At 57.8% G+C, this 20410-nt stretch carries 19 protein-coding genes and 1 pseudogene; 15 read left to right on the top strand and 5 right to left on the bottom strand.

Annotation, left to right across the window (positions count from 1 at the left end; genetic code table 11):
- The first annotated feature begins 35 nt into the window (after positions 1–35).
- Both AC2TDA_RS10450 and AC2TDA_RS10455 read left to right on the top strand, forming a co-directional pair.
- Positions 36–476, top strand: coding sequence for a GNAT family N-acetyltransferase (locus AC2TDA_RS10450; RefSeq protein ID WP_480879210.1), 441 nt, complete (start codon positions 36–38; stop codon positions 474–476).
- Positions 477–612: 136 nt separating this feature from the next.
- A complete protein-coding gene (locus AC2TDA_RS10455) occupies positions 613–2157 on the top strand; it encodes a trimethylamine methyltransferase family protein (protein WP_480845738.1) in 1545 nt (514 codons plus the stop codon).
- On the opposite strand, the gene AC2TDA_RS10460 is transcribed toward AC2TDA_RS10455, so the two are convergent.
- A complete protein-coding gene (locus tag AC2TDA_RS10460) occupies positions 2158–2445 on the bottom strand; it encodes a DUF6477 family protein (RefSeq protein WP_480845737.1) in 288 nt (95 codons plus the stop codon).
- 252 nt (positions 2446–2697) lie between these two features.
- On the opposite strand from AC2TDA_RS10460, the pseudogene AC2TDA_RS10465 reads away from it, so the two are divergent.
- Positions 2698–3817, top strand: a pseudogene (locus AC2TDA_RS10465) (DUF6456 domain-containing protein).
- Between the two features lie 59 nt (positions 3818–3876).
- Positions 3877–4800, top strand: coding sequence for a LysR substrate-binding domain-containing protein (locus AC2TDA_RS10470; RefSeq protein ID WP_480879211.1), 924 nt, complete (start codon positions 3877–3879; stop codon positions 4798–4800).
- Between the two features lie 46 nt (positions 4801–4846).
- Here the strand turns inward: AC2TDA_RS10470 and AC2TDA_RS10475 are convergent, their stop codons facing one another.
- A complete protein-coding gene (locus AC2TDA_RS10475; RefSeq protein ID WP_480845733.1) occupies positions 4847–5395 on the bottom strand; it encodes a redoxin family protein in 549 nt (182 codons plus the stop codon).
- A gap of 251 nt (positions 5396–5646) precedes the next feature.
- Between AC2TDA_RS10475 and lipA the strand changes: the two genes are divergently transcribed.
- Both lipA and AC2TDA_RS10485 read left to right on the top strand, forming a co-directional pair.
- Complete coding sequence (lipA, locus tag AC2TDA_RS10480; protein WP_480879212.1) at positions 5647–6597, top strand: lipoyl synthase; 951 nt, start codon at positions 5647–5649, stop codon at positions 6595–6597.
- Positions 6594–7745, top strand: coding sequence for an amidohydrolase (locus AC2TDA_RS10485; protein WP_480879213.1), 1152 nt, complete (start codon positions 6594–6596; stop codon positions 7743–7745). The genes lipA and AC2TDA_RS10485 overlap by 4 nt, the downstream gene beginning before the upstream one ends.
- Before the next feature lie 168 nt (positions 7746–7913).
- Here AC2TDA_RS10485 and hpt read toward each other — a convergent pair whose 3' ends face one another.
- Positions 7914–8456, bottom strand: a complete 543-nt coding sequence (hpt, locus tag AC2TDA_RS10490; RefSeq protein ID WP_480845728.1) for a hypoxanthine phosphoribosyltransferase — start codon at positions 8454–8456, stop codon at positions 7914–7916.
- A 73-nt stretch (positions 8457–8529) separates the two neighbouring features.
- Here hpt and AC2TDA_RS10495 point away from each other — a divergent pair, with 73 nt between their 5' ends.
- Positions 8530–8973, top strand: a complete 444-nt coding sequence (locus AC2TDA_RS10495) for a type II toxin-antitoxin system RatA family toxin (protein ID WP_480845727.1) — start codon at positions 8530–8532, stop codon at positions 8971–8973.
- 38 nt (positions 8974–9011) lie between these two features.
- A complete protein-coding gene (locus tag AC2TDA_RS10500; RefSeq protein ID WP_480879214.1) occupies positions 9012–10307 on the top strand; it encodes an MmgE/PrpD family protein in 1296 nt (431 codons plus the stop codon).
- On the opposite strand, the gene pyrC is transcribed toward AC2TDA_RS10500, so the two are convergent.
- Positions 10304–11341, bottom strand: coding sequence for a dihydroorotase (gene pyrC, locus AC2TDA_RS10505; protein ID WP_480879215.1), 1038 nt, complete (start codon positions 11339–11341; stop codon positions 10304–10306). The two genes, AC2TDA_RS10500 and pyrC, sit on opposite strands and share 4 nt — an antisense overlap.
- 155 nt (positions 11342–11496) lie before the next feature.
- Between pyrC and AC2TDA_RS10510 the strand changes: the two genes are divergently transcribed.
- Positions 11497–12405 carry an AAA family ATPase gene (locus AC2TDA_RS10510; protein WP_480879216.1) on the top strand — a complete coding sequence of 303 codons (909 nt, stop codon included), beginning with the start codon at positions 11497–11499 and terminating at the stop codon, positions 12403–12405.
- Between the two features lie 58 nt (positions 12406–12463).
- The gene (locus AC2TDA_RS10515) at positions 12464–13720 is read left to right on the top strand and encodes a vWA domain-containing protein (protein ID WP_480879217.1); all 1257 of its coding nucleotides are present in this window, start codon (positions 12464–12466) and stop codon (positions 13718–13720) included.
- 3 nt (positions 13721–13723) lie between these two features.
- Here the strand turns inward: AC2TDA_RS10515 and AC2TDA_RS10520 are convergent, their stop codons facing one another.
- Positions 13724–14224, bottom strand: a complete 501-nt coding sequence (locus tag AC2TDA_RS10520; RefSeq protein WP_480879218.1) for a hypothetical protein — start codon at positions 14222–14224, stop codon at positions 13724–13726.
- A gap of 206 nt (positions 14225–14430) precedes the next feature.
- Here AC2TDA_RS10520 and AC2TDA_RS10525 point away from each other — a divergent pair, with 206 nt between their 5' ends.
- The 5 genes from AC2TDA_RS10525 (at position 14431) to AC2TDA_RS10545 (ending at position 20365) form a co-directional block, all read left to right on the top strand.
- Positions 14431–15399 (top strand): XdhC family protein, encoded by a 969-nt coding sequence (locus AC2TDA_RS10525; RefSeq protein WP_480879219.1) that lies wholly within the window; start codon positions 14431–14433, stop codon positions 15397–15399.
- Positions 15396–16397, top strand: coding sequence for a molybdopterin-binding protein (locus AC2TDA_RS10530; RefSeq protein ID WP_480879220.1), 1002 nt, complete (start codon positions 15396–15398; stop codon positions 16395–16397). Before AC2TDA_RS10525 ends, AC2TDA_RS10530 begins: the two co-directional genes overlap by 4 nt.
- 155 nt (positions 16398–16552) lie before the next feature.
- Positions 16553–17038, top strand: coding sequence for a (2Fe-2S)-binding protein (locus tag AC2TDA_RS10535; RefSeq protein ID WP_480845717.1), 486 nt, complete (start codon positions 16553–16555; stop codon positions 17036–17038).
- 80 nt (positions 17039–17118) lie between these two features.
- The gene (locus AC2TDA_RS10540; RefSeq protein ID WP_480879222.1) at positions 17119–19479 is read left to right on the top strand and encodes a xanthine dehydrogenase family protein molybdopterin-binding subunit; all 2361 of its coding nucleotides are present in this window, start codon (positions 17119–17121) and stop codon (positions 19477–19479) included.
- Between the two features lie 94 nt (positions 19480–19573).
- Entirely contained in the window at positions 19574–20365 is a 792-nt protein-coding gene (locus AC2TDA_RS10545) for an FAD binding domain-containing protein (protein ID WP_480879223.1), read from the top strand.
- Positions 20366–20410 lie beyond the last annotated feature (45 nt).

The raw sequence follows: 20410 nt of genomic DNA on the forward strand, positions 1-20410 counted from the left end.
CTGAGCTTGGTGTGAAAGAAAGAGAAGGGCGAGAAATGTCACAGGTTAAACCACGGATTGCAACTTCGGCGGATGCCGATGCGATTCGCGAGTGTATCGCAAGCGCCTATGCCGAAGCGCTGCGCGATATTCCCGATCTTCCTGATGTCACCAGCGGAATCAGCGAAGACATCAACACCCGAAGTGTCTTTGTAATCGAGGAGAATAGGCAAATATTGGGCGTGATCGTTTTTGGCAGAATGTCCGACGCGATCATGGTCTTCAATCTTGCGGTAGATCCGGATGCGCAAGGACAGGGTATCGCCCGCCGCTTGTTGGGCGTTGCCGAGGCGGCAGCACGAGAGGAGGGTCTTTCTCACCTCAGATTGAGTACACACAAGTTGATGGACAGCACCCGCGCGATGTACCGCCAACTTGGATGGAGCGAGCTGGAAATTCAGGGAAACAAAGTTGTGCTGGAGAAATCGACCCGCTGAGTTCCCGGCTGACTTATCGATGCGCTACCAGGGAACCATGTCGCTTTTCCCCCTATAGCGCCGTAAAAAACCTTCGGTGAAGTTGGCCGTTCATGTAACAAATTGATCAAACGAACCAGACAGACCGGATCTTCTCATGTCAGAGTCAAACACCCGGCGCAGAACTCGGGGTGGCGGTGGTGCCGCTCGTCGGGCGGAGCGCACAGCGGTTGTCATCGAAACCGCAAAGTACATCGAACGCAATATTCCGAATTTCGAAGTTCTCAACGAAGAGGCTTTGGAAATCATCGAATACAATGCGGAAACCGTGCTGGAAGAGGTTGGCGTTAACTTCGTCGATAATCCTGCCGCGCTGGAACGCTGGCGCAATGCGGGTGCAGATGTTAACGGCGAACGTGTCCGTATTCCGCGTGGTTTGGCCCGCGAGCTGATCAAGACGGCACCCAGCCAGTTTACCCAGCATGCCCGCAACCCGGAGAAAACCGTGGTTGTTGGCGGGCGGAACCTGGTTCTGGCCCCGGTCTATGGCCCCCCGTTTGTGCGGGATGCTCAGGGCGGTCGACGCTATGCGACCATGGACGATTTCAACAAGTTCGTGAAGTTGGCCTACATGTCCAAATGGCTGCACCATTCGGGCGGTACTGTGTGTGAGCCGACGGATGTGCCGGTGAACAAGCGCCACCTGGACATGTTGATGGCGCATATGACCCTTTCGGACAAGCCGTTCATGGGGTCTGTTACGGATCCCAGCCGTGCGCAGGATTCGGTCGAGATGTGCGGGATTCTGTTCGGCAAGGATTTCGTGCAGGAAAACACGGTGATGACATCACTGACCAACATCAACTCGCCGATGACATTCGACGATGTGATGATGGGCTCGCTTGAAGTGTATGCCAAGAACAATCAGGCTTGCATCATTTCGCCCTTTATCGTCGGCGGTGCAATGGCACCTGTATCCGTTGCGGGAACCTTGACGCAGGTTCTGGCCGAGGTTCTGGCCGGCGTCGCGTATAGCCAGATTATTCGACCGGGTGCCCCGGTGATATTTGGGGCGATGGTGACCTCAATTGACATGAACTCGGGTGCACCGACATTCGGAACGCCCGAGGCCTCGCATATTACTTATGGTGCCGGTCAGTTGGCACGGCGTCTAAACCTACCGTTCCGCTCGGCCGGATCGTTCTGCGGGTCGAAATTGCCGGATGCACAGGCGGCCTATGAAACGGCAAACTCGCTGAACATGGGGCTGATGTCGGGCGTAAACTTCATGCTGCATGCTTGCGGATGGCTTGAGGGCGGCCTCGTCGCAGACTTCGAGAAGTTCGTCATGGATGCTGATCAGTTGGGCGTGTTGCATGGTCTGGCCAAGGGCGTTGCTTATGACGAAAACGCTCAGGCCATGGATGCAATTCGCGAAGTGGGGCCGGGCGGGCACTACCTAGGTTGCGCGCACACGCAGGCCAACTTCAAAGAGTCCTTCTGGAAGACCGAGGTGCTGGACTATAAGCCCTTCGAAACCTGGGAAGAAGAAGGTGGGCGCGATACGCGGACTTTGGCCAGCTCGCGAGTCGAGCACTTGCTGGCCAACTATCAGCAACCGCAGTTGGACCCGGCGATCAAGGAAGCCCTTGATGCCTATGTGGCCGAGAAAAAAGCGTCCATGCCGGACGCCTTTACCTGATCACGCATAATGCGAGGCGCGGCTGGCCTTATACAGTTGCGCCTCGCCGATCAGAGCGATCATTAGATCTAGATGCCGCACCAGAGAATAGGCCGCATCTTCCTCTTTCCGTTGAAGGTTGACCCCCCGTTCCAGCTCCATCAAACGGACAAGCGCTGCACCCGTGCCGGGTAGTGCGCCATAGCCCAGAATACGTTGCAAGTGCCGTTCGCGGTCGTAATCCTGTGCGCCGATTTTGGCGGCCCTGGTTAATAGGCGTGGGCGGCGGAGTGTGGTGATCATGCTCATCAGGTCCTGCACTTGAACGTTCCTTTCATCCTATTCAGTTGCTGATGTTGTTACACAACCTAAGCGGGTGTTGCATTGTGACCCTTCGCGCCGAACGATGGTTTCACGAGTGTTTATCTTTTTGAATCAATTCTGCTTCGTGTCGTCTGTGATTAACGAACGAGTAACGAAAGCGACTCTAGTTAGAATTGGTTAACTAAGAATCCGACGACGAACACTGGCAGTTTGTTTTGTCGACGAGGGCATAAAACTATGGAAAACAGCTTGGCATCCACCGTTCCCGCATGGGTTCCCGAAGGGGCGCAACGGTATCTTGCCCACACGGAAACAGGACGGTCGATACGGGATATTGCGCGGTCGGCAGGATGCCATGCTTCGACCATTCTGCGGCAAATTCGGCGGATCGAAATGCGCCGGGACGATCCATTGGTAGATGCAGCGCTGCAAACTCTGGCCGAGACGCATTTCCCGCCGCTGGACGCCTATTCCAAGGTCGTGCGGCCGATGGCCCAAGCGGACGAGGTGCAAAGCCCATTGGCCGCGAGGGATGAAGAATTCGATCGTGAGGCCCTGCGCGTGCTGCGTCGTCTGTGCGAAACCGGCGCCGTTCTGGCCGTTGCCGAAGACATGGACAAGGCTGTTGTTGTTCGTGACAACGGAGAGAGCGGAGCCACGAAAACGGCGGTAGTTGAATGCCAAATCGCCCAGGCTCTGGCGCTGAAGGACTGGATTTCCTGTGACAATCCCGGGCGTATTTCACGATACAGGATTTCGACAGCCGGTCGGTCGGCGCTGAGTCATCTGGTTGCTGAGGCCGAAAACCGCGCGCGGACACAAAATGAGTTAGGAATGGCCGAGGCGCAGGCCCCATTTCAGGCGCCAGGCGACCGGCAGGCGTCCGGTATGGTGCCGCCAAAACGGCCTGCGCGCGCGGTATGGTGCCACGGAAAGCCCACTGGTCGCTTTGTCCCGCCGGCGTGATCGGGATGGTAAACCGTTCCTGGACGAAACCCTGGTCGGGGCAGGCGAGCGTCTGCGTGAAGATTTCGAACTGGCACAGATCGGGCCTCAGGTCGCGCAGAACTGGGATCGATTCCTGACCGGAGGCGGGCGGGGTGGATTCGAGGCCTCGACACCTGCAACGCACGGTTCTTCGGGGGCGCGAGATCGGGTGGCCCGGGCGTTGGCAGATCTGGGGCCGGGGCTCAGTGATGTTGCGTTGCGGTGTTGCTGTTATCTCGAAGGGCTCGAACTGGCGGAAAAGCGGATGGGTTGGTCAGCGCGATCCGGTAAGATCGTTCTGCGGATCGCGCTGCAAAGGCTCAAGCGCCACTACGAAGATCAAACCCAGCGGGATCGCATGATTGGCTAATTGCAGCGCTAGTCATTTGCTGATCTTGCGATTTGGGTGGTAAGTGATAGTCAAAGGTTATGAATTTTACCCTCAGACAGTTGCAGTACTTCCGTGCGGTTGCAGAACAACGAAATTTCGGACGCGCGGCACAGGTGTGCAATGTGTCGCAACCCGCACTGTCCGTCCAGATCAAGGCTCTGGAAGAGACAATGGGAGGCCCGTTGTTCGAGCGACAAGCACGGGACATTCTGCTGACACCTCTTGGGCGCGATGTATTGGACCGCGCATATCAAGTGCTGGACTCTGCGGACCGGTTGGACAGATTTGCCCGCGACCACTCGGGCGGGCATCGGTCTCTGTCCATCGGCATCATTCCAACTGTGGCGCCATATTTGCTACCCGGCGTTTTGGCGGGACTACGTTCTGGCGATGTCTCGTTGCGGGTTCAAATCCTTGAATCCAGAACGGAAAGGCTGTTGTCCCAGCTTCGTACGGGTGAGATTGACGCGGCCGTTTTGGCTTTGCCCGCAGGAGGGGAAGGGCTGATTGAGGAACCCTTGTTTCAGGACCGTTTCTTGCTTGCTGGCAGCCAGGCCCGCCTGACCCGCCTGACGGTCAGTCCCGAGGCGCTGCGGCCGGTGGACTTGCAAACCACTCAGTTGATGCTGCTGGAAGACGGTCATTGTCTGACGGATCAGGCTCTTGAAGTGTGTGGAAAAGACCGGAACAGCAGCCAGATCAATATGGGAGCGTCTTCGCTGGCGACCTTGTCGAGGCTGGTTGCCGAGGGCTTTGGTCTGACTCTGATGCCCGAACTGGCCGCGCAGGCCGAGTCCGATGCCGTACCAGGCTTAAGATTGTTGCGGTTTGGCCAGCCTCAACCAGCCAGAACGATTGGGTTGGTGCGCCGGTCATCAACGCGAAAGGAAGACTGGTTCGGAAAGCTGGCGCAAGTTATGCAGCAAGTCGGTGAGGAAATCGTCGAAAAAACCCGCATATAAAAAGGCCCGCCGGTGGCGGGCCTAAACTCAGCATCGATTATCTGGATCAGGCCAGAGCGGGCTCGCGCGCTTCGTCCAGATGCTTCATCAAGTTTTCGGGCGAGGACACGCCGTAGGGATCTTCGGGGCAGTTGTCCATCAGCCCTGGTTCTTCGAACCAGGCTTCGACAACACCGTCTTTCACGATGGCCGCATACCGCCACGACCGCATGCCAAAGCCCAGGTTGTCCTTGTCAACCAGCATGCCCATTTTGCGAGTGAACTCGCCTGATCCGTCAGGGATGACCTTGACGTTCTTAAGGCCCTGATCCTGCGCCCACTTGTTCATGACAAAGCTGTCATTGACCGACATGCAGTAGATGTCATCGACGCCTTTGGCGGCGAAGTCCGCGAATCCATTTTCGAATCCGGGCAGCTGATAGGTCGAGCATGTGGGAGTGAACGCGCCGGGTAGTGAGAACAGGATCACTCGCTTGCCAGCGAAATAATCGGCGGTTGTTTTGTCTTCCCAGCGGAACGGATTGGGTCCTTCAATCGCATCATCGCGGACACGGGTGTGAAAGGTCACGTCTGGCAGTTTGGTTCCGGATTTCATGTTCAACCTCATGTGAATCGGTGCGTTTCGTTGCCGATTTATAAGGATTCTAAACTGTCTTCAACGTTCGAATTGCTGCGAATGCGCATAATTGGATGTCAAGGAAATATAATGGCAATTCGCTGTTCCGAGTGGGGGATGCTGCGAGCGCGAACTAACCGTGCATAGCGGCCATGCAGTGCTGGTCTGGAGATGGCTTGCAGTCTATGTTAGGGACAGTCCAAATCGACCAAAAGCCAGGAAAACCGCCCGTGCGTGATCTGAAAATTCCCGAGCAACGTCATCCTGAAAAGGCCCACCGGCCTGACAATTCGCAGCCGAAGAAGCCGAAATGGATCCGCGTCAAAGCGCCCGGAGGCAAAGGTTACGCCGATACTCACAAGATCATGCGCGATAACGGCCTGGTCACGGTCTGCGAAGAGGCTGGTTGCCCGAACGTCGGCGAATGCTGGAGCCAGGGCCATGCGACCATGATGATTATGGGTGAAATCTGTACCCGTGGCTGCACTTTCTGCAACATTGCGACGGGTCGCCCTGATGAACTGGATGCCTTTGAACCCGGCCGGGTTGCCCATGCGGTCGAAAAGCTGGATCTGAACCACGTGGTGATTACCTCGGTTGATCGCGACGATCTTGAGGATGGCGGCGCCGAGCATTTTGCCCAAACCATCCGGGCCGTGCGTCACCGGTCTCCTAAAACGACTATCGAGATTCTGACGCCTGATTTCCTGAAATGTGATCCATCCGTTCTCGAAACCGTGGTTGAGGCAAAACCTGACGTGTTCAACCACAACCTCGAAACGGTGCCGGGTCTGTATCCGCAGGTTCGCCCCGGAGCGCGCTATTTCCATTCGCTGCGTCTGTTGCAGCGCGTCAAAGAGATGGACCCCTCGATGTTCACCAAATCCGGCATCATGGTCGGGCTGGGCGAGGAGGAGCAGCAGGTACGGCAGGTCATGGATGATATGCGGGCCGCCGACATCGATTTTTTGACGATCGGTCAGTACTTGCAGCCGACACCTAAGCACCATCATGTAGACCGTTTTGTCACGCCCGAGGAATTTGCCGCCTACGAAAAGGCCGCGTTCGGCAAAGGTTTCCTGATGGTATCGGCAACACCGTTGACCCGGTCTTCGTACCATGCCGGAGATGATTTCGCACAATTGCGCGATGCCCGGCAAAAAAAGCTGAGCCAAGGGTGAGACACGAGCTTCAGAACTGGCTGACGGAGATACGTCACGAGTTGCATGAAGTACCCGAAGTGTCCGGCGATGAGAGAGGCACGGCCGCAAGTATCGCCAATCTGGTACAGACCTGTTCCCCAGATAAGGTTCTGACCGGCATTGGCGGCCACGGAGTCGCAGCCATCTATGACAGCGGTCGGGCGGGCCCGACCGTGGCCATTCGATGCGAATTGGACGGGCTGCCAATTCAGGAAATCTCTGATGCGCCCTACGCCTCGCGCTATCCCGGTAAGGGGCATCTATGTGGCCACGACGGGCATATGGCCATAGTCCTGGGCGTAGCTTTCAAACTTGGAGAAGCACGATCCAAAAGCGGTCGTGTTGTTCTGATCTTCCAGCCTGCCGAAGAAATCGGGCAGGGTGCCGCAGCTTTCCGCTCTGACCCGCAATTCGCTCAGATCGCCCCGGATTACGTATTTTCCCTGCACAACCTGCCGGGGTTGGAATTGGGCGCGGTTGAGTTGTGCGAAGGTCCTGCAAACTGTGCCTCACGCGGAATGCGGATCGAGCTTACGGGAAAAACGTCCCATGCTGCGGCGCCGCAGGACGGGATTTCACCGGCTGGTGCGTTGGCGACACTTATGCCGGCTTTGTCCGGGTTGGGTCCGGGTGGAGCGTTGGATGAGGCCTTTGCCCTTACCACTGTGACTCACGCCAGTTTGGGAGCCGCTACATTCGGGGTGGCTCCGGGGCAGGCTGAACTGTGGGTGACCCTGCGCACGGTCTCGGACAGGCGCATGTTTGATCTGGTCGATGCGGCCGAGGCTTTGGTAAATCAGGTCGCCGCGGACGAAGGACTGGCCGTAACCATCACATATGACGATGTCTTTGAAGCCTGTGTTAACGAGGCCGAGGCCGCTAAGATCCTTTCTGATGCGTGTAAGGCGCAAAAAGTACCGATCCGGCCAGCATCTCATCCACAACGGTTTTCTGAGGATTTCGGCCAATTTGGAAAAAGTGCCAAATCCGCAATGCTCTGGTTGGGGGCAGGTCTGAATCATCCGCAGTTGCACAATCCGGATTACGACTTTCCGGACGCGCTGATCCCGATCGGCAGCGGTATTTTTCTGGCGGCAATTGACGACGTGCTGGGCATCAGGGCCTGAGCTTCCCCGGTCGGCTTCCCGCCCAATCCGGCCACCAACCCATATACTCGATCCCGAAAACCAGCAGGCAAATCAGAATCACCGTTATGACCAGCTTGACCCGACGCTCGGATGGCGGGTTGCGGGCCCATTTCGACATGCGCAAAAAATGACGCAGGCTCACTGGCGTTAGTCTTCGACAAACCGCACTTTGCCGATGAAAGGCAGGTTACGGTTGCGCTGTGCATAATCGATGCCATAGCCCACGACGAACTCGTCCGGGATTTCAAATCCGATCCAGTCCGAGCGGAAATCAACCTCGCGGCGGCTGGGTTTGTCCAGCAGGGCGATGGATTTCAATCGTTTGGGCGTACGGCTTTGCAGCAACTTGGTGACGTGGTTCAATGTATGGCCGGTATCGACGATGTCCTCGACTACCAGTACATCGCGCCCTTCAATTGCGCCGCGCAAGTCTTTGAGAATGCGGACTTCCCGGCTGCTTTCCATCGAGTCTCCGTACGAGGAAGCCTCGAGGAAATCGACTTCGATCGGCAAGTCCAGTTCGCGCACCAGATCGGCAATGAACACGAAACTGCCCCGCAGCAGACCAACAACGATCAACTTGTCCGTACTGCCGAATTCCGAGGTGATTTCGCGGCAAAGTTCTTCGATCCGCGCGGCAATAGCCTTGGCCGAGATCATCTCATCTATCACATATGCGCGGTCACTCATCACTGCCCCCTTGATCTTTGGCGCGCAACATACGACATGACGCGCCATTGTCACCTGTAAATACCCGGAAGCCATGCCAACCCATTCCGAAACACGCGCCCTGCCATACACCGCCCAGCAGATGTATGATCTGGTTGCCGACGTGGCCAAATATCCGGAATTTCTGCCTTGGTGTGCTGCGTCGCGTATTCGACGAACTTATGCCGTCGGCGATGGGCAGGTACTTGAAGCCGATCTGGTCATTTCGTTCAAGGTCTTCCGTGAGCGGTTCGGCAGCCGCGTGACGCTGTTTGACGCGCAAAAGAAAATCGATACTGAGTATCTTGATGGCCCGTTCAAATTCATGCGCTCAGATTGGCAATTCGAAGATACGGAACACGGCTGCAACGTGTCTTTCCACGTAGATTTCGAATTCAAGAACGCTGTTTTGCAGGGCATCATCGGCGTTGTGTTCAACGAGGCCATGCACCGTATCGTACGCGCCTTTGAACAGCGCGCAGCGGCGCTGTACGGCTAAGGGTTTACGGCCACGGCGCGCGCGCTAGACTGCGGCCCATGGCAGACCTGACTACGACACTCGCTGAATTCGCCGCCGGGCCCGTCTCGACCACATTGCAGGCGCGGATCGTCACTTCCCTGTCTGCATTGGACTGGCTGGCTGTCGGACGGGCGGGGGCACAAGAACCAGTTTCGCGCATCATACGTGACATGGTTCTGGCCGAAGGCGGCACACCGCAGGCGCAGTTGTTCGGAGGGGGCACCGCGCCGCTGCGTGCGGCGGCATTGGTCAACGGCACTATTTCGCATGCGCTGGATTACGACGACACGCATTTTGCACATATCGGACATCCTTCTGTCGCCGTGCTCCCGGCCGCGCTGGCAATGGCATCGTGGGAAGACAAACCGATCGTCGAACTGCTTGAAGCTGCTCTGATCGGTATGGAGTTGTCGATACGCATAGGTCTCTGGTTGGGGCGCGGGCATTATCAGGCCGGATTTCACCAAACGGCGACAGCCGGGGCTTTTGGTGCGGCGGCAGCGACTGCGCGTATCATGAGTTTTGACGTCGAACAGATGCGGCGGGTTCTGGGGCTGACAGCGACGCTCGCGTCTGGGCAAAAGGCGCAGTTCGGTACCATGGGTAAACCCTATAATGCCGGGCATGCTGCCTCAAATGGCATCGAGGCGGCATTATTGATCCGCAATGGATTTGATCCGAATGCAGCCGCCATCGAAGGCCCTAATGGGTTTGGTGCCACCCATCTGGGCGCCGAAGATACCGTTAGCGCACTTGAGGGTCTGGGCGATGAATGGTTGTTCGAAACCGTCAGCCACAAGTTCCACGCCTGCTGTCACGGCTTGCACGCAGCACTTGAGGCAGCGCGGGACCTGGATATCGCTGAGCCTGAAGTCGCCGAAATCAAAATCAAGACACATCCGCGCTGGATGAGTGTGTGCAATCAGTTGACTCCGGTCACGGGTTTGGGGGCGAAATTCTCCTATCGTACTGTAATCGCGATGCAGGCATTGGGGTACGATACAGCTCTGCCGGACAGCTTTTCGGATGATGTTTGCGCAGATCCGCGCCTGCAGTCATTGCGAGACAGGATCACAGTAGAAGAGGATGAAGGCCTGTCCGAAACGCAGGCGCAATTGTTCTTGCTGCGCAGGGATGGGGCGCGGCGCGAAGCCACGCATGACCTGCTGACACCAATGTCTCTGGCCGATCGCGAAGATCGCGTGAGGGAAAAGGCATCGAAATTGATCGGCGGCGATGAGGCAGACGCAATCTGGTCGATGCTGCGCACCGGCGGGCGCGCAGCAGAGCTGTCGGATGGGATGGGTGATTAGACCACGCGCCAGTGCAGCGGAAAGCCCGGATCAAACACAGTGACGGGTCCGTCGCCCGAGTCGATCTTGGCCGGATAGGCCACCGGTTCGCCTTTGGCCAAAGTGATTGTCTCTTCGTTGACGGGCAGGCCGTAGAAGCCCGGGCCATTGCGGGAAGCAAAGCCTTCCAGTTTGTCCAGCGCGCCTTCCCGGTCGAACATCTCGGCCAGCAGCGACATGGTGTTTGTCGCGGTGAAACACCCCGCACAGCCGCAAGCCATTTCTTTGTTCGCATCCGTGTGTGGTGCGCTGTCAGTGCCCAGGAAATATCGTGCATCCCCCGAAGTCGCAGCTGCCAGCAGAGCCATGCGGTGCTCCTCGCGTTTGGCGACAGGCAGACAGTAATAATGAGGTTTGATTCCGCCCACCAGAATATGGTTGCGGTTGATGATCAGGTGGTGTGCTGTGATCGTCGCGCCCAGGTCCGCCGCGTTGGCCTTGACGTAATCCACGCCGTTCGACGTGGTGATATGTTCCATTACAACCCGCAGGCCCGGCGTTGCTTTACGGATTGGGTCCAGAATGCGGTCGATAAACACGGCCTCGCGATCGAATATGTCGATCTCGGCATCCGTAACCTCTCCGTGCACACACAGCGGCAGGCCGATCTCGGCCATTTTTTCCAAAACCGGTCGGACCTTTTCGAAATCGCGCACACCCGAGGCCGAGTTGGTCGTTGCCCCGGCAGGGTACAGTTTGACCGCTTTGATCAGGCCACTGGCATGGGCTGCAGCCATATCGGCAGGATCGGTGTCCTCGGTCAGGTACAGCGTCATCAGCGGTTCGAACGTCATGTCGTCGGGCAGTGCGGCCAGAATTCGGTCGCGGTATGCGGCGGCCTGATCGCCGGTGACAACAGGCGGAACAAGGTTCGGCATGATGATCGCACGGCCAAAGTGACGTGCGGTTTCGGGCAGGACGGCCTGCAGCATGGCGCCATCGCGCAGGTGCAGATGCCAGTCGTCGGGGCGGCGGATCGTAAGGGTATCGGTCATGCCCTCCCGCTAGCACAGCCGCCCCGGTGGCGAAAGGCCTTCAATAGGTCCGATGCTCTTGCCACCGTGCCGGATCGTCGTAAGTCCCGGAAAGACCATGGTCTTGACGTAATGGCGTTGTCGTGACCTGTTGGGCCGAACAATAAGGGGATCCCATGACGCAGCCGAATTCTATTGATGCCGTACAGCAAATGCTTGGGGGCCAGGGTTATGTCTGTGGCAGGGCGCTGGCCACGGTTGTGTTTCTGTCTCTGAAACTCGGGCGGCCGCTATTTTTGGAAGGTGAGGCTGGCGTGGGCAAGACCGAGATCGCCAAGGCCTTGGCCTCAGGGTTGGGGCGGCGCCTGATCCGCCTGCAATGCTACGAAGGTCTTGATGCGTCTTCGGCTGTGTATGAATGGAATTTTCCCGCGCAAATGGTGGCTATCCGTACCGCCGAAGCATCTGGCGGAGCGGACCGTGGCGCGCTACAGACCGAGCTGTTTTCGGACGAATACCTGGTTGAGCGCCCTTTGCTGCAAGCCATGCGCCCCGACGAGAATGGCGCACCCGTTCTGCTGATCGACGAATTGGACCGTACCGACGAACCCTTTGAAGCTTTTTTACTGGAAGCACTTAGCGATTTTCAGGTGACCATCCCCGAGCTTGGAACTGTCAAAGCACCAGAACCGCCCATCGTGATTGTCACTTCGAACAGAACGCGTGAGGTCCACGATGCCCTGAAACGTCGCTGCCTGTATCATTGGGTCGATTACCCCGATTTCGATCGCGAAATTGAAATTCTGCACGCCCGTGCTCCGGAAGCAGCCGAGGCGCTAAGCCGTGAAGTTGTGGCCTTTGTCCAACGCTTGCGCACCGAGGATCTGTTCAAGAAGCCAGGCGTTGCTGAAACCATCGACTGGGCCAAATGCCTGCTGGCTCTGGATGTGATCAACCTCAGCCCCGAAGTGATCGGCGATACTCTGGGCGCGATCCTCAAATATCAGGACGACATTCAGAAGCTGCAGGGGTCCGAGGCCAAACGCATCCTTGACCAGGCCAAAGCTGATTTAGAGCCCGCGTGATGCTTTATTTTTGCGCAATTTCAATGGGGGACTGGGGGCGGCGCCTCCATGAAAGGTAATGGCCGAACAACTCCCGCTGGATGTCCCAGACACTCCTAAACTCGCGCAGAACATCACTCATTTCGCGCGTGCGCTACGCAAAGCTGGCCTGCCGATTGGCACAGGTCGCGTCGTTGACGCTATCCGGGCGGTACAGGCTGCGGGTTTCACCGAAAAACGGGACTTCTACTGGACGCTGCATGCCTGTTTCGTGAGCCGCCCAGAGCATCGTACCGTATTCGCGCAGGTCTTCCGCCTCTATTGGCGCGATCCGCGCTATCTGGAGCACATGATGTCCATGATGCTGCCCGCTATTCGTGGTGTGCAGGAAGAACGCAAGGCGGATGCGGCGGAAAAGCGAGCGGCGGAAGCGTTGCTGGACGGGGTGGAACGTGATCTGCCGGACACCGCTGAGCAGGAAGAGGAAAGCGAGATTGAGATCGACGCGACCCAAACTGCGTCTTCTGAGGAACGCCTGCGCAGCCTTGACTTCGAACAGATGAGTACGTCTGAGATTGCTCAAGCCAAGCGCCTGCTCGCGCGTTTGACCCTGCCGGTCAAACCCATCGAGTCACGCCGCGGACAGGCCAGCCATCTGGGCCAGCGCATTGACCGCGCCCGCACGCTTAGGTCGGCCATGCGTCAGGGGGGAGAGCTGCGTGACATCGCCCGCTTAAAACCCAAACCGCGCTGGCCAAATCTGGTGGTGCTTTGCGATATTTCCGGTTCGATGAGTCAATACAGCCGGGTCATCCTGCACTTTCTGCACACCGTCTCGAACGCCAAAGGAGCGGGGTGGGCCAAAGTGCACGCTTTCACCTTCGGCACCCGTCTGACCAATATCACCCGGCACCTGCATCAGCGGGATGTGGACGCCGCGTTAGCCGCTGCTGGAGCGGAGGCGCAGGACTGGGAAGGTGGAACACGGATCGGAGAATGCCTGCATCAGTTCAATCGGGACTGGTCGCGGCGCGTCATGGGGCAGGGTGCGGTGGTTCTGCTGATCACCGACGGTCTCGAGCGTGGCGATCCTGATCTGTTGCAGAAAGAGATCGAACGCTTGCACCTGTCGTCGCGGCGCCTGATCTGGTTGAATCCACTGCTGCGCTGGGATGGTTTCGCGCCAAAAGCGCGGGGCGTGGCAACCATGCTGCCTCATGTAGACAGCTTCCGCGCCGGACATTCAATTGCTTCGCTTGAAGATCTGGCCGCCGTGATCTCTCGACCCGACGACCAGGGACAGAAAGCGCGGCTGATGGCAGCGCTTTCCGAATAGCAGTCAGGACAACTGTTCTTCGTTGCACTTCCGCGCCATTTCCATGGCCTTGTAAGTACCTGTCAAATCGACGGAAAAGGCGAATTCTTTCTCAGGGAATACGATCATTTCCTTCTGCTTGGCAAGGTCATCGGCGAACTGCGGATCGTCTGACAAAACATAGCCGCCCGAATATCCCTTTGTGATATTACCTTTCATTCCCGTGGCTTCACCCAAGTAGATATTGTCGCCAATAAGAACAGCGACGGCTTCCTTTTCCCCGCGCTTGATATCAGTTTTGGCCTTTGTGAAGACACCCACGTAACCGACGCCGCGATCTTCCGTCAGGCCCATCTGGACCACGTTTTCAGCGTCATCGACGGCTTCGATCAGACAAGATTTCTTGTCCTGATCAATAAAGACTTTCCAGCCTTCAACCTCACCATACTTTAAAAACGTGTCGGCCCAGCCAGCGGTAGCGGTCATCAGACCTACCACTGCTCCCAGTGTAAGAATGCGTTTCAACTCTTTGTCTCCCGTAAGAAATGTGCAGGGGTGAATCAGGTCAAAGTCCCGATGGAGCTGCACGCTAGAACTTGAAGGCGGAACAATCAACAATTTGCGAATATGACCGCGAATTCGGCTTGTTAGCGCCGGAAAGTGAATACTCAACCCGCTTTTCATTGCGCCAAAGCTCCTTATGTTGGGGCGGGAACAGGCCGGAGGTCTTTATGGAACGATTCGACAATAGCCCGGAAACCGCATTGAACTGGTACCAAGCTGGCAAAGGCGCGGCACTTGCGACGGTTGTCGAGACTTGGGGCAGCGCCCCGCGTCGCGTTGGATCGCAACTGGTGATCAGTGGAGATGGGCGGATAGAAGGCTCCGTATCCGGTGGTTGCGTCGAAGGTGCAGTGATTGTTGAAGCTCTGGAAGCCATCGAAGAGGGCGACGCCCGTCTTCTGGAGTTTGGTGTCAGCGACGAGGACGCTTTTGCTGTTGGCCTGGCCTGTGGTGGTACTATCCGGGTTCTGGTCGAACCCGTCGGGTCCGTGCTGCCCGAAGCGACGCTCGCCGAATTGGTTGCGGCGCGCGCACGGCGCGAACCGCTTGCCTATGAAGTCAACGTCGAGACGGGTCACCGCGCCCTGCGGCGCAACGCCTATGCCGAGCGTTTGCGGATGGACCGATCCGGGTTCGAACCGGGCGGTCAGACTTTTGTCGCAGTACACAATCCACCGCTGCGTTTGATCGTTGTAGGCGCCGTTCATATCGCGCAGGCCCTTGTTCCCATGGCGCGGATCGCAGGATATGATCTGGCGATTGTCGATCCACGTGAGGCTTTTGCCTCAAGCGACCGATTTCCCAGTGAAAAAGTCCTGACCGATTGGCCGGACGAAGCGGTTGCCAAGCTGGGTCTGGATGCCCGTACAGCGCTGGTTTTACTGACCCATGACCCGAAACTTGACGACCCGGCGCTGCAAGCGGCCTTGCAGGCCAACGTGTTCTATATCGGTGCTCTGGGTTCGACCCGAACCCATGCCAAACGGGTCGAGCGCATGACACAAGCTGGGTTCACGGCTGAACAGATTGCCCGGATACACGGCCCAGTTGGTTTGGATATTGGAGCGGCGGATCCGTCCGAAATCGCTGTGGCCATACTGGCGCAGATGACTGCTGTTCTGCGGGGTAAGGCGTGAAGTTCGGCCCCGTTTCTTTGTCCGAAGCCACCGACGCAATACTGGCGCATTCGGTCAAGGCCGGAACACGCAAATTACGCAAGGGATTAATCCTGACGGCCGATCATCTCGCGCTGTTGGAAGAAGCGGGCCTATCAGAAGTGACGGTGGCCCGGCTGGAACCCGGAGATTGCCACGAAGACGAAGCTGCCAGAATGCTGGCAGAGGCGCTTGCCCCTCATCCGAAAACGGTGAATTTGCGCGCGACCGAGGCGTTCACCGGTCGCGTCAATCTGCTGGCGGACGGACCGGGTATAGCCGTTCTGGATACGGAGGCGTTGCAGCGTTTCAACCTGGTTAATCCAATGATCACGGTCGCTACCGTGCCGCAGTATCAGCAGATGAGCGCCGGGGGAATGGTGGCCACGATTAAGGTTATTTCGTATGCAGTACCGGGGGCAGACGTTTTGCACGCTGCTCGACAGGCGCAAGGCGCCGTTCGTCTGGCTGCCCCAGTGCACAAAACTGCAGGCCTGGTCGTGACCGACATACCGGGTGGCCCATCCAACGAAAAAGGTATCGCTGCCGTCAGGGGCCGGGTCGAGTCGCTTGGTATGGAACTGATAGATCTGGATACAGTTCCGCACACATTGGACGCGCTGTCGGCTGCCGTGTCGAGAATACGTGGAGAGGTCGTAATGATCCTGACCGGTTCGGCCACATCTGACGGGAACGATGTGGCACCGGGGGCGGTACGCGCGGCCGGCGGGGTTGTCGACCGGTTCGGTATGCCTGTCGACCCCGGTAACCTTTTGTTTCTGGGGTCTTTGGAGGATCGTCCTGTTATTGGATTGCCCGGATGCGCGCGCTCGCCGGCATTAAATGGGGCTGACTGGGTTCTGTCCCGCGTGGCATGCGGAGTGGAAACGACAAGCGCTGACATCGCAGCTATGGGTGTCGGCGGATTGCTCAAAGAAATCCCAACCAGACCGCAACCACGTGCGGCGAAGCACAAGTGACGTAACGGCATTTTTGCCCTTTTGGCACCATGCCACATCATTAGATGGCTACAGCGCGAAGTTGCGGAAAATTCGGGTAAATATTTTTGTTCTCAAACGAAATTTCCCGTGTTTAACTCGGGCGCAAGAGAAAAACATAAAATTGGGAGGATCTCATGACACAGGTCTCAATGACCGTGAACGGAAAGTCCGTGAGCGGTGATGTCGAAGGCCGGACGTTGCTGTCCAGCTTTCTGCGCGATCACCTGTCGCTGACCGGAACGCATGTCGGGTGTGACACTGCTCAGTGCGGCGCATGCGTGGTGCACGTGAACGGTGAGGCCGTAAAGTCGTGCAATATGCTGGCACTCGAGGCTGAAGGTGCCGATGTGGGTACTATCGAAGGTCAGGCGAATGGGGATGGCTCTCTGAACGCCATCCAACAGGCGTTTCAGGATCATCACGGGTTGCAATGCGGTTTCTGCACACCGGGAATGGTGATGAGCGCGGCGGCACTGCTCAAGGACAATCCGCGCCCGACCGAGGCCGAGATCCGCAAATATCTTGAGGGTAACCTGTGCCGCTGCACCGGCTATCACAACATCGTTAAGGCGATCATGGCCGCATCTGGTCAGGACGTCAGCAGCATCGCTGCGGAGTAATGCCACTGCGGGCGTGGTGAGTACGCCCGTGGGTGAAAAAGGGTGCGCTATAGCACCTGTTTATGGGAGGAGAACAAGCAATGCCCAAAGACAGTGGCATCGGAGCCAGTTCCAAGCGGCGTGAGGACGTGCGCTTTCTGACCGGAGCGGGCAATTACACCGACGATATTAACGTACATGGCCAGGCATATGTGCATTTCCTGAGGTCCGACGTTGCGCATGGTCGCCTCAAAAGCGTGGACACCTCGGCGGCCGAGGGTATGCCGGGTGTAGTCAAGGTTTTCACCGGTAAGGATTTCGAAGGCGTGGGCGGCATGCCCTGCGGCTGGGAGGTGACCGACAAGCACGGTGCACCCATGCAAGAACCGCCGCATCCCATTCTGGCACAAGGCAAGGTCCGCCACGTGGGCGACCCGATTGCCGCCGTAGTGGCCGACAGTCTGGAACAGGCGCGCGATGCCGCTGAGGCCATCGAGGTGGACATCGAAGAACTGCCGCCCGTGCTGGACATGAAAGCCGCAGCACAGGACGGCGCCACACTGGTTCATGACGATCTGAAGAACAACATCTGCTATGACTGGCAGTTGGGTGAAGCGGATGACGCCAAGGTCAACGAGGTCTTTGCCAATGCGGCTCACGTGACCACGCTGGATCTGGTTAACAACCGTTTGGTTGCCAACCCGATGGAACCGCGCGTTGCTGTGGCCGAATACAGCCGTGGGACCGAGGAGTATACGCTTTATACCACCTCGCAGAACCCGCATGTGATCCGCTTGCTGATGTGCGCCTTTGTTCTGGGCCTGCCCGAGCACAAGGTCCGCGTTGTTGCCCCGGATGTGGGTGGTGGCTTTGGCACCAAGATCTTCCACTATGCGGAAGAGGCGTTTTGTACATTCGCCGCCAAAGCCTGCAACCGTCCGGTCAAGTGGACGGCCAGCCGGTCCGAGGCGTTCATGTCGGACGCGCAAGGCCGCGACCATGTCAGCAGGATCGAGCTGGCGCTGGATGCGGACAACAACTTTATTGGTCTGCGCACAGACACTTACGCCAATCTGGGTGCGTATCTGTCGACATTCTCCAGCTCGGTTCCGACATGGCTGCACGGTACGTTGATGGCGGGTAACTACAAGACGCCGGTCATTCAGGTGAACGTGAAAGCGATGTTCACGAACACAGTTCCGGTGGACGCTTATCGCGGCGCAGGTCGCCCCGAAGCAACGTTCCAATTGGAGCGTGTGGTCGACAAGGCCGCGCGCGAATTGGGCGTTGATCCGATTGCTTTGAGACGCCAGAACTTCATCACCCAGTTCCCCTATGACACGCCGGTCGCACTGACCTACGACACGGGTAACTATAACGGGACGATGGATAAGCTTGAGGCCGCTGCCGATCTTGCGGGCTTTGCCGCACGCCGAGCGAAAAGCGAGGCTAACGGCAAGTTACGCGGGCTGGGCATCAACTGCTATATCGAGGCCTGCGGCATCGCGCCGTCGAACATCGTTGGCATGCTGGGGGCTCGTGCGGGTCTCTATGATGCAGCGACGGTCCGAGTGAACGCCACCGGCTCGATTAGTGTCATGGTCGGTGCGCACAGCCACGGGCAGGGACATGAGACCGCGTTTCCGCAGGTTGTGGCCGACATGATTGGCATTGATGAGTCGATGGTCGAGATCGTGCATGGCGATACCTCGAAAATTCCGTTCGGCATGGGCACCTACGGTTCGCGCAGCCTTGCGGTCTGTGGCTCGGCGATGGTCAAGGCGACCGAGAAGATTATCGACAAAGCCAAGAAGATCGCTGCTCATCTTCTGGAGGCATCCGAGGCCGATATCGAGCTGAAAGATGGTCAATTCAGCGTGGCAGGCACTGACAAGTCAGTGGCTTGGGGCGATGTGACGTTGACAGCCTATGTGCCGCACAACTACCCGCTGGAAATTGAGCCAGGGCTGGAGGAGACCGCGTTCTATGACCCGGCCAACTTCACTTTCCCAGCAGGTGCCTATGCCTGTGAGGTCGAAGTCGATCCTGATACCGGGAAGGTCTCGATAGAAGCGTTTACCGCGGCGGACGACTTCGGCAACATCGTCAATCCGATGATTGTGGACGGTCAGGTGCATGGCGGTATCGGTCAGGGTATCGGTCAGGCTTTGCTTGAGAACTGTGCCTATGACGAGAATGGCCAATTGCTGAGCGCGTCCTTCATGGATTACGCGATGCCGCGTGCCGATGACGTGCCGTTCTACGGTGTGGATCATTCCAGCCAGACGCCCTGTACCCACAACCCGCTGGGGGTGAAGGGCTGTGGTGAGGCCGGTGCAATCGGCTCGCCGCCGGCAGTGGTCAACGCGGTGCTGGATGCGCTGAACTCGGGCGGAAAGGCGATCGATCACATCGACATGCCTGTCAGCCCGTCGCGCGTTTGGTCGGCGATGAACAGCTGAATGGAGAGGGTGGACCGGGGGGCAGCCCTCGGACCCCCGAGATAATTACAGCCAGATGAAGGGCGGTTCCGCGCCTTTCGGAAAGGAAAACGAAATGTACAGTTTCGAGTTTGAAAAGCCCTCGACCATCGCCGACGCGGCTGCCGCGTTGGGGGCCGAGGATGCGCAGGCGTTGGGGGGTGGGCAAACCCTGATCCCAACATTGAAACAGCGGTTGGCGGCTCCGTCAGCTCTGGTGTCGCTGAGCGGGATTTCCGAGATGCAAGGTGTTTGCGTCGAGGATGATGGCTCGCTCGCCATCGGCGGCGCGACGACACATGCGACCGTGGCCACCGAGGCTGCAAGTAGCTATCCGGCGCTGGCGGCACTGGCGGGTCAGATCGGCGATCCTGCCGTACGCAATCGCGGTACAATTGGCGGTTCAATCGCCAATAACGACCCCGCAGCGTGCTATCCTGCAGGTGCCTTGGGGTCGGGCGCGACAATCATCACCAATACACGTCGGATCGCGGCGGATGAGTTTTTCCAGGGCATGTTCACAACTGCTCTGGACGAGGGTGAGATCATCACCTCGGTCAACTTTCCCGTGCCGCAGACGGCCAGCTATCAGAAGTTCCTTCAACCGGCGTCGCGCTTCGCGCTGGTTGGAGTGTTTCTGGCACGGTTTGCAGACGGCGTTCGTGTGGCCGTGACCGGCGCCAGCGAAGATGGGGTCTTCCGCTGGTCCGAGGCCGAAGAGGCACTGAACAAAGAGTTCCGACCGGACGCCTTGATGAACCTGAAGATCAACCCGATGAATATGATCGCCGATCTTCATGGCAGCAAGGAATATCGCGCGCACCTCGTCAAAGTGATGGCCAAGCGGGCGGTTGAAGCCTGTTCTTAATGTATTGAATTGAACTGAAAGGCCGCGCCACACGTCGCGGCCTTT

It is taken from the genome of Ruegeria sp. HKCCD6426, from assembly GCF_057221115.1.

Bases quoted from the DNA above. Each gene is read 5' to 3' on its own strand.
- AC2TDA_RS10450 (WP_480879210.1), top strand. From the start codon at position 36: ATGTCACAGGTTAAACCACGGATTGCAACTTCGGCGGATGCCGATGCG.
- AC2TDA_RS10455 (WP_480845738.1), top strand. From the start codon at position 613: ATGTCAGAGTCAAACACCCGGCGCAGAACTCGGGGTGGCGGTGGTGCC.
- AC2TDA_RS10460 (WP_480845737.1), bottom strand. From the start codon at position 2,445: ATGAGCATGATCACCACACTCCGCCGCCCACGCCTATTAACCAGGGCC.
- AC2TDA_RS10470 (WP_480879211.1), top strand. From the start codon at position 3,877: ATGAATTTTACCCTCAGACAGTTGCAGTACTTCCGTGCGGTTGCAGAA.
- AC2TDA_RS10475 (WP_480845733.1), bottom strand. From the start codon at position 5,395: ATGAAATCCGGAACCAAACTGCCAGACGTGACCTTTCACACCCGTGTC.
- hpt (WP_480845728.1), bottom strand. From the start codon at position 8,456: ATGAGTGACCGCGCATATGTGATAGATGAGATGATCTCGGCCAAGGCT.
- AC2TDA_RS10495 (WP_480845727.1), top strand. From the start codon at position 8,530: ATGCCAACCCATTCCGAAACACGCGCCCTGCCATACACCGCCCAGCAG.
- AC2TDA_RS10500 (WP_480879214.1), top strand. From the start codon at position 9,012: ATGGCAGACCTGACTACGACACTCGCTGAATTCGCCGCCGGGCCCGTC.
- pyrC (WP_480879215.1), bottom strand. From the start codon at position 11,341: ATGACCGATACCCTTACGATCCGCCGCCCCGACGACTGGCATCTGCAC.
- AC2TDA_RS10510 (WP_480879216.1), top strand. From the start codon at position 11,497: ATGACGCAGCCGAATTCTATTGATGCCGTACAGCAAATGCTTGGGGGC.
- AC2TDA_RS10515 (WP_480879217.1), top strand. From the start codon at position 12,464: ATGGCCGAACAACTCCCGCTGGATGTCCCAGACACTCCTAAACTCGCG.
- AC2TDA_RS10525 (WP_480879219.1), top strand. From the start codon at position 14,431: ATGGAACGATTCGACAATAGCCCGGAAACCGCATTGAACTGGTACCAA.
- AC2TDA_RS10535 (WP_480845717.1), top strand. From the start codon at position 16,553: ATGACACAGGTCTCAATGACCGTGAACGGAAAGTCCGTGAGCGGTGAT.
- AC2TDA_RS10540 (WP_480879222.1), top strand. From the start codon at position 17,119: ATGCCCAAAGACAGTGGCATCGGAGCCAGTTCCAAGCGGCGTGAGGAC.
- AC2TDA_RS10545 (WP_480879223.1), top strand. From the start codon at position 19,574: ATGTACAGTTTCGAGTTTGAAAAGCCCTCGACCATCGCCGACGCGGCT.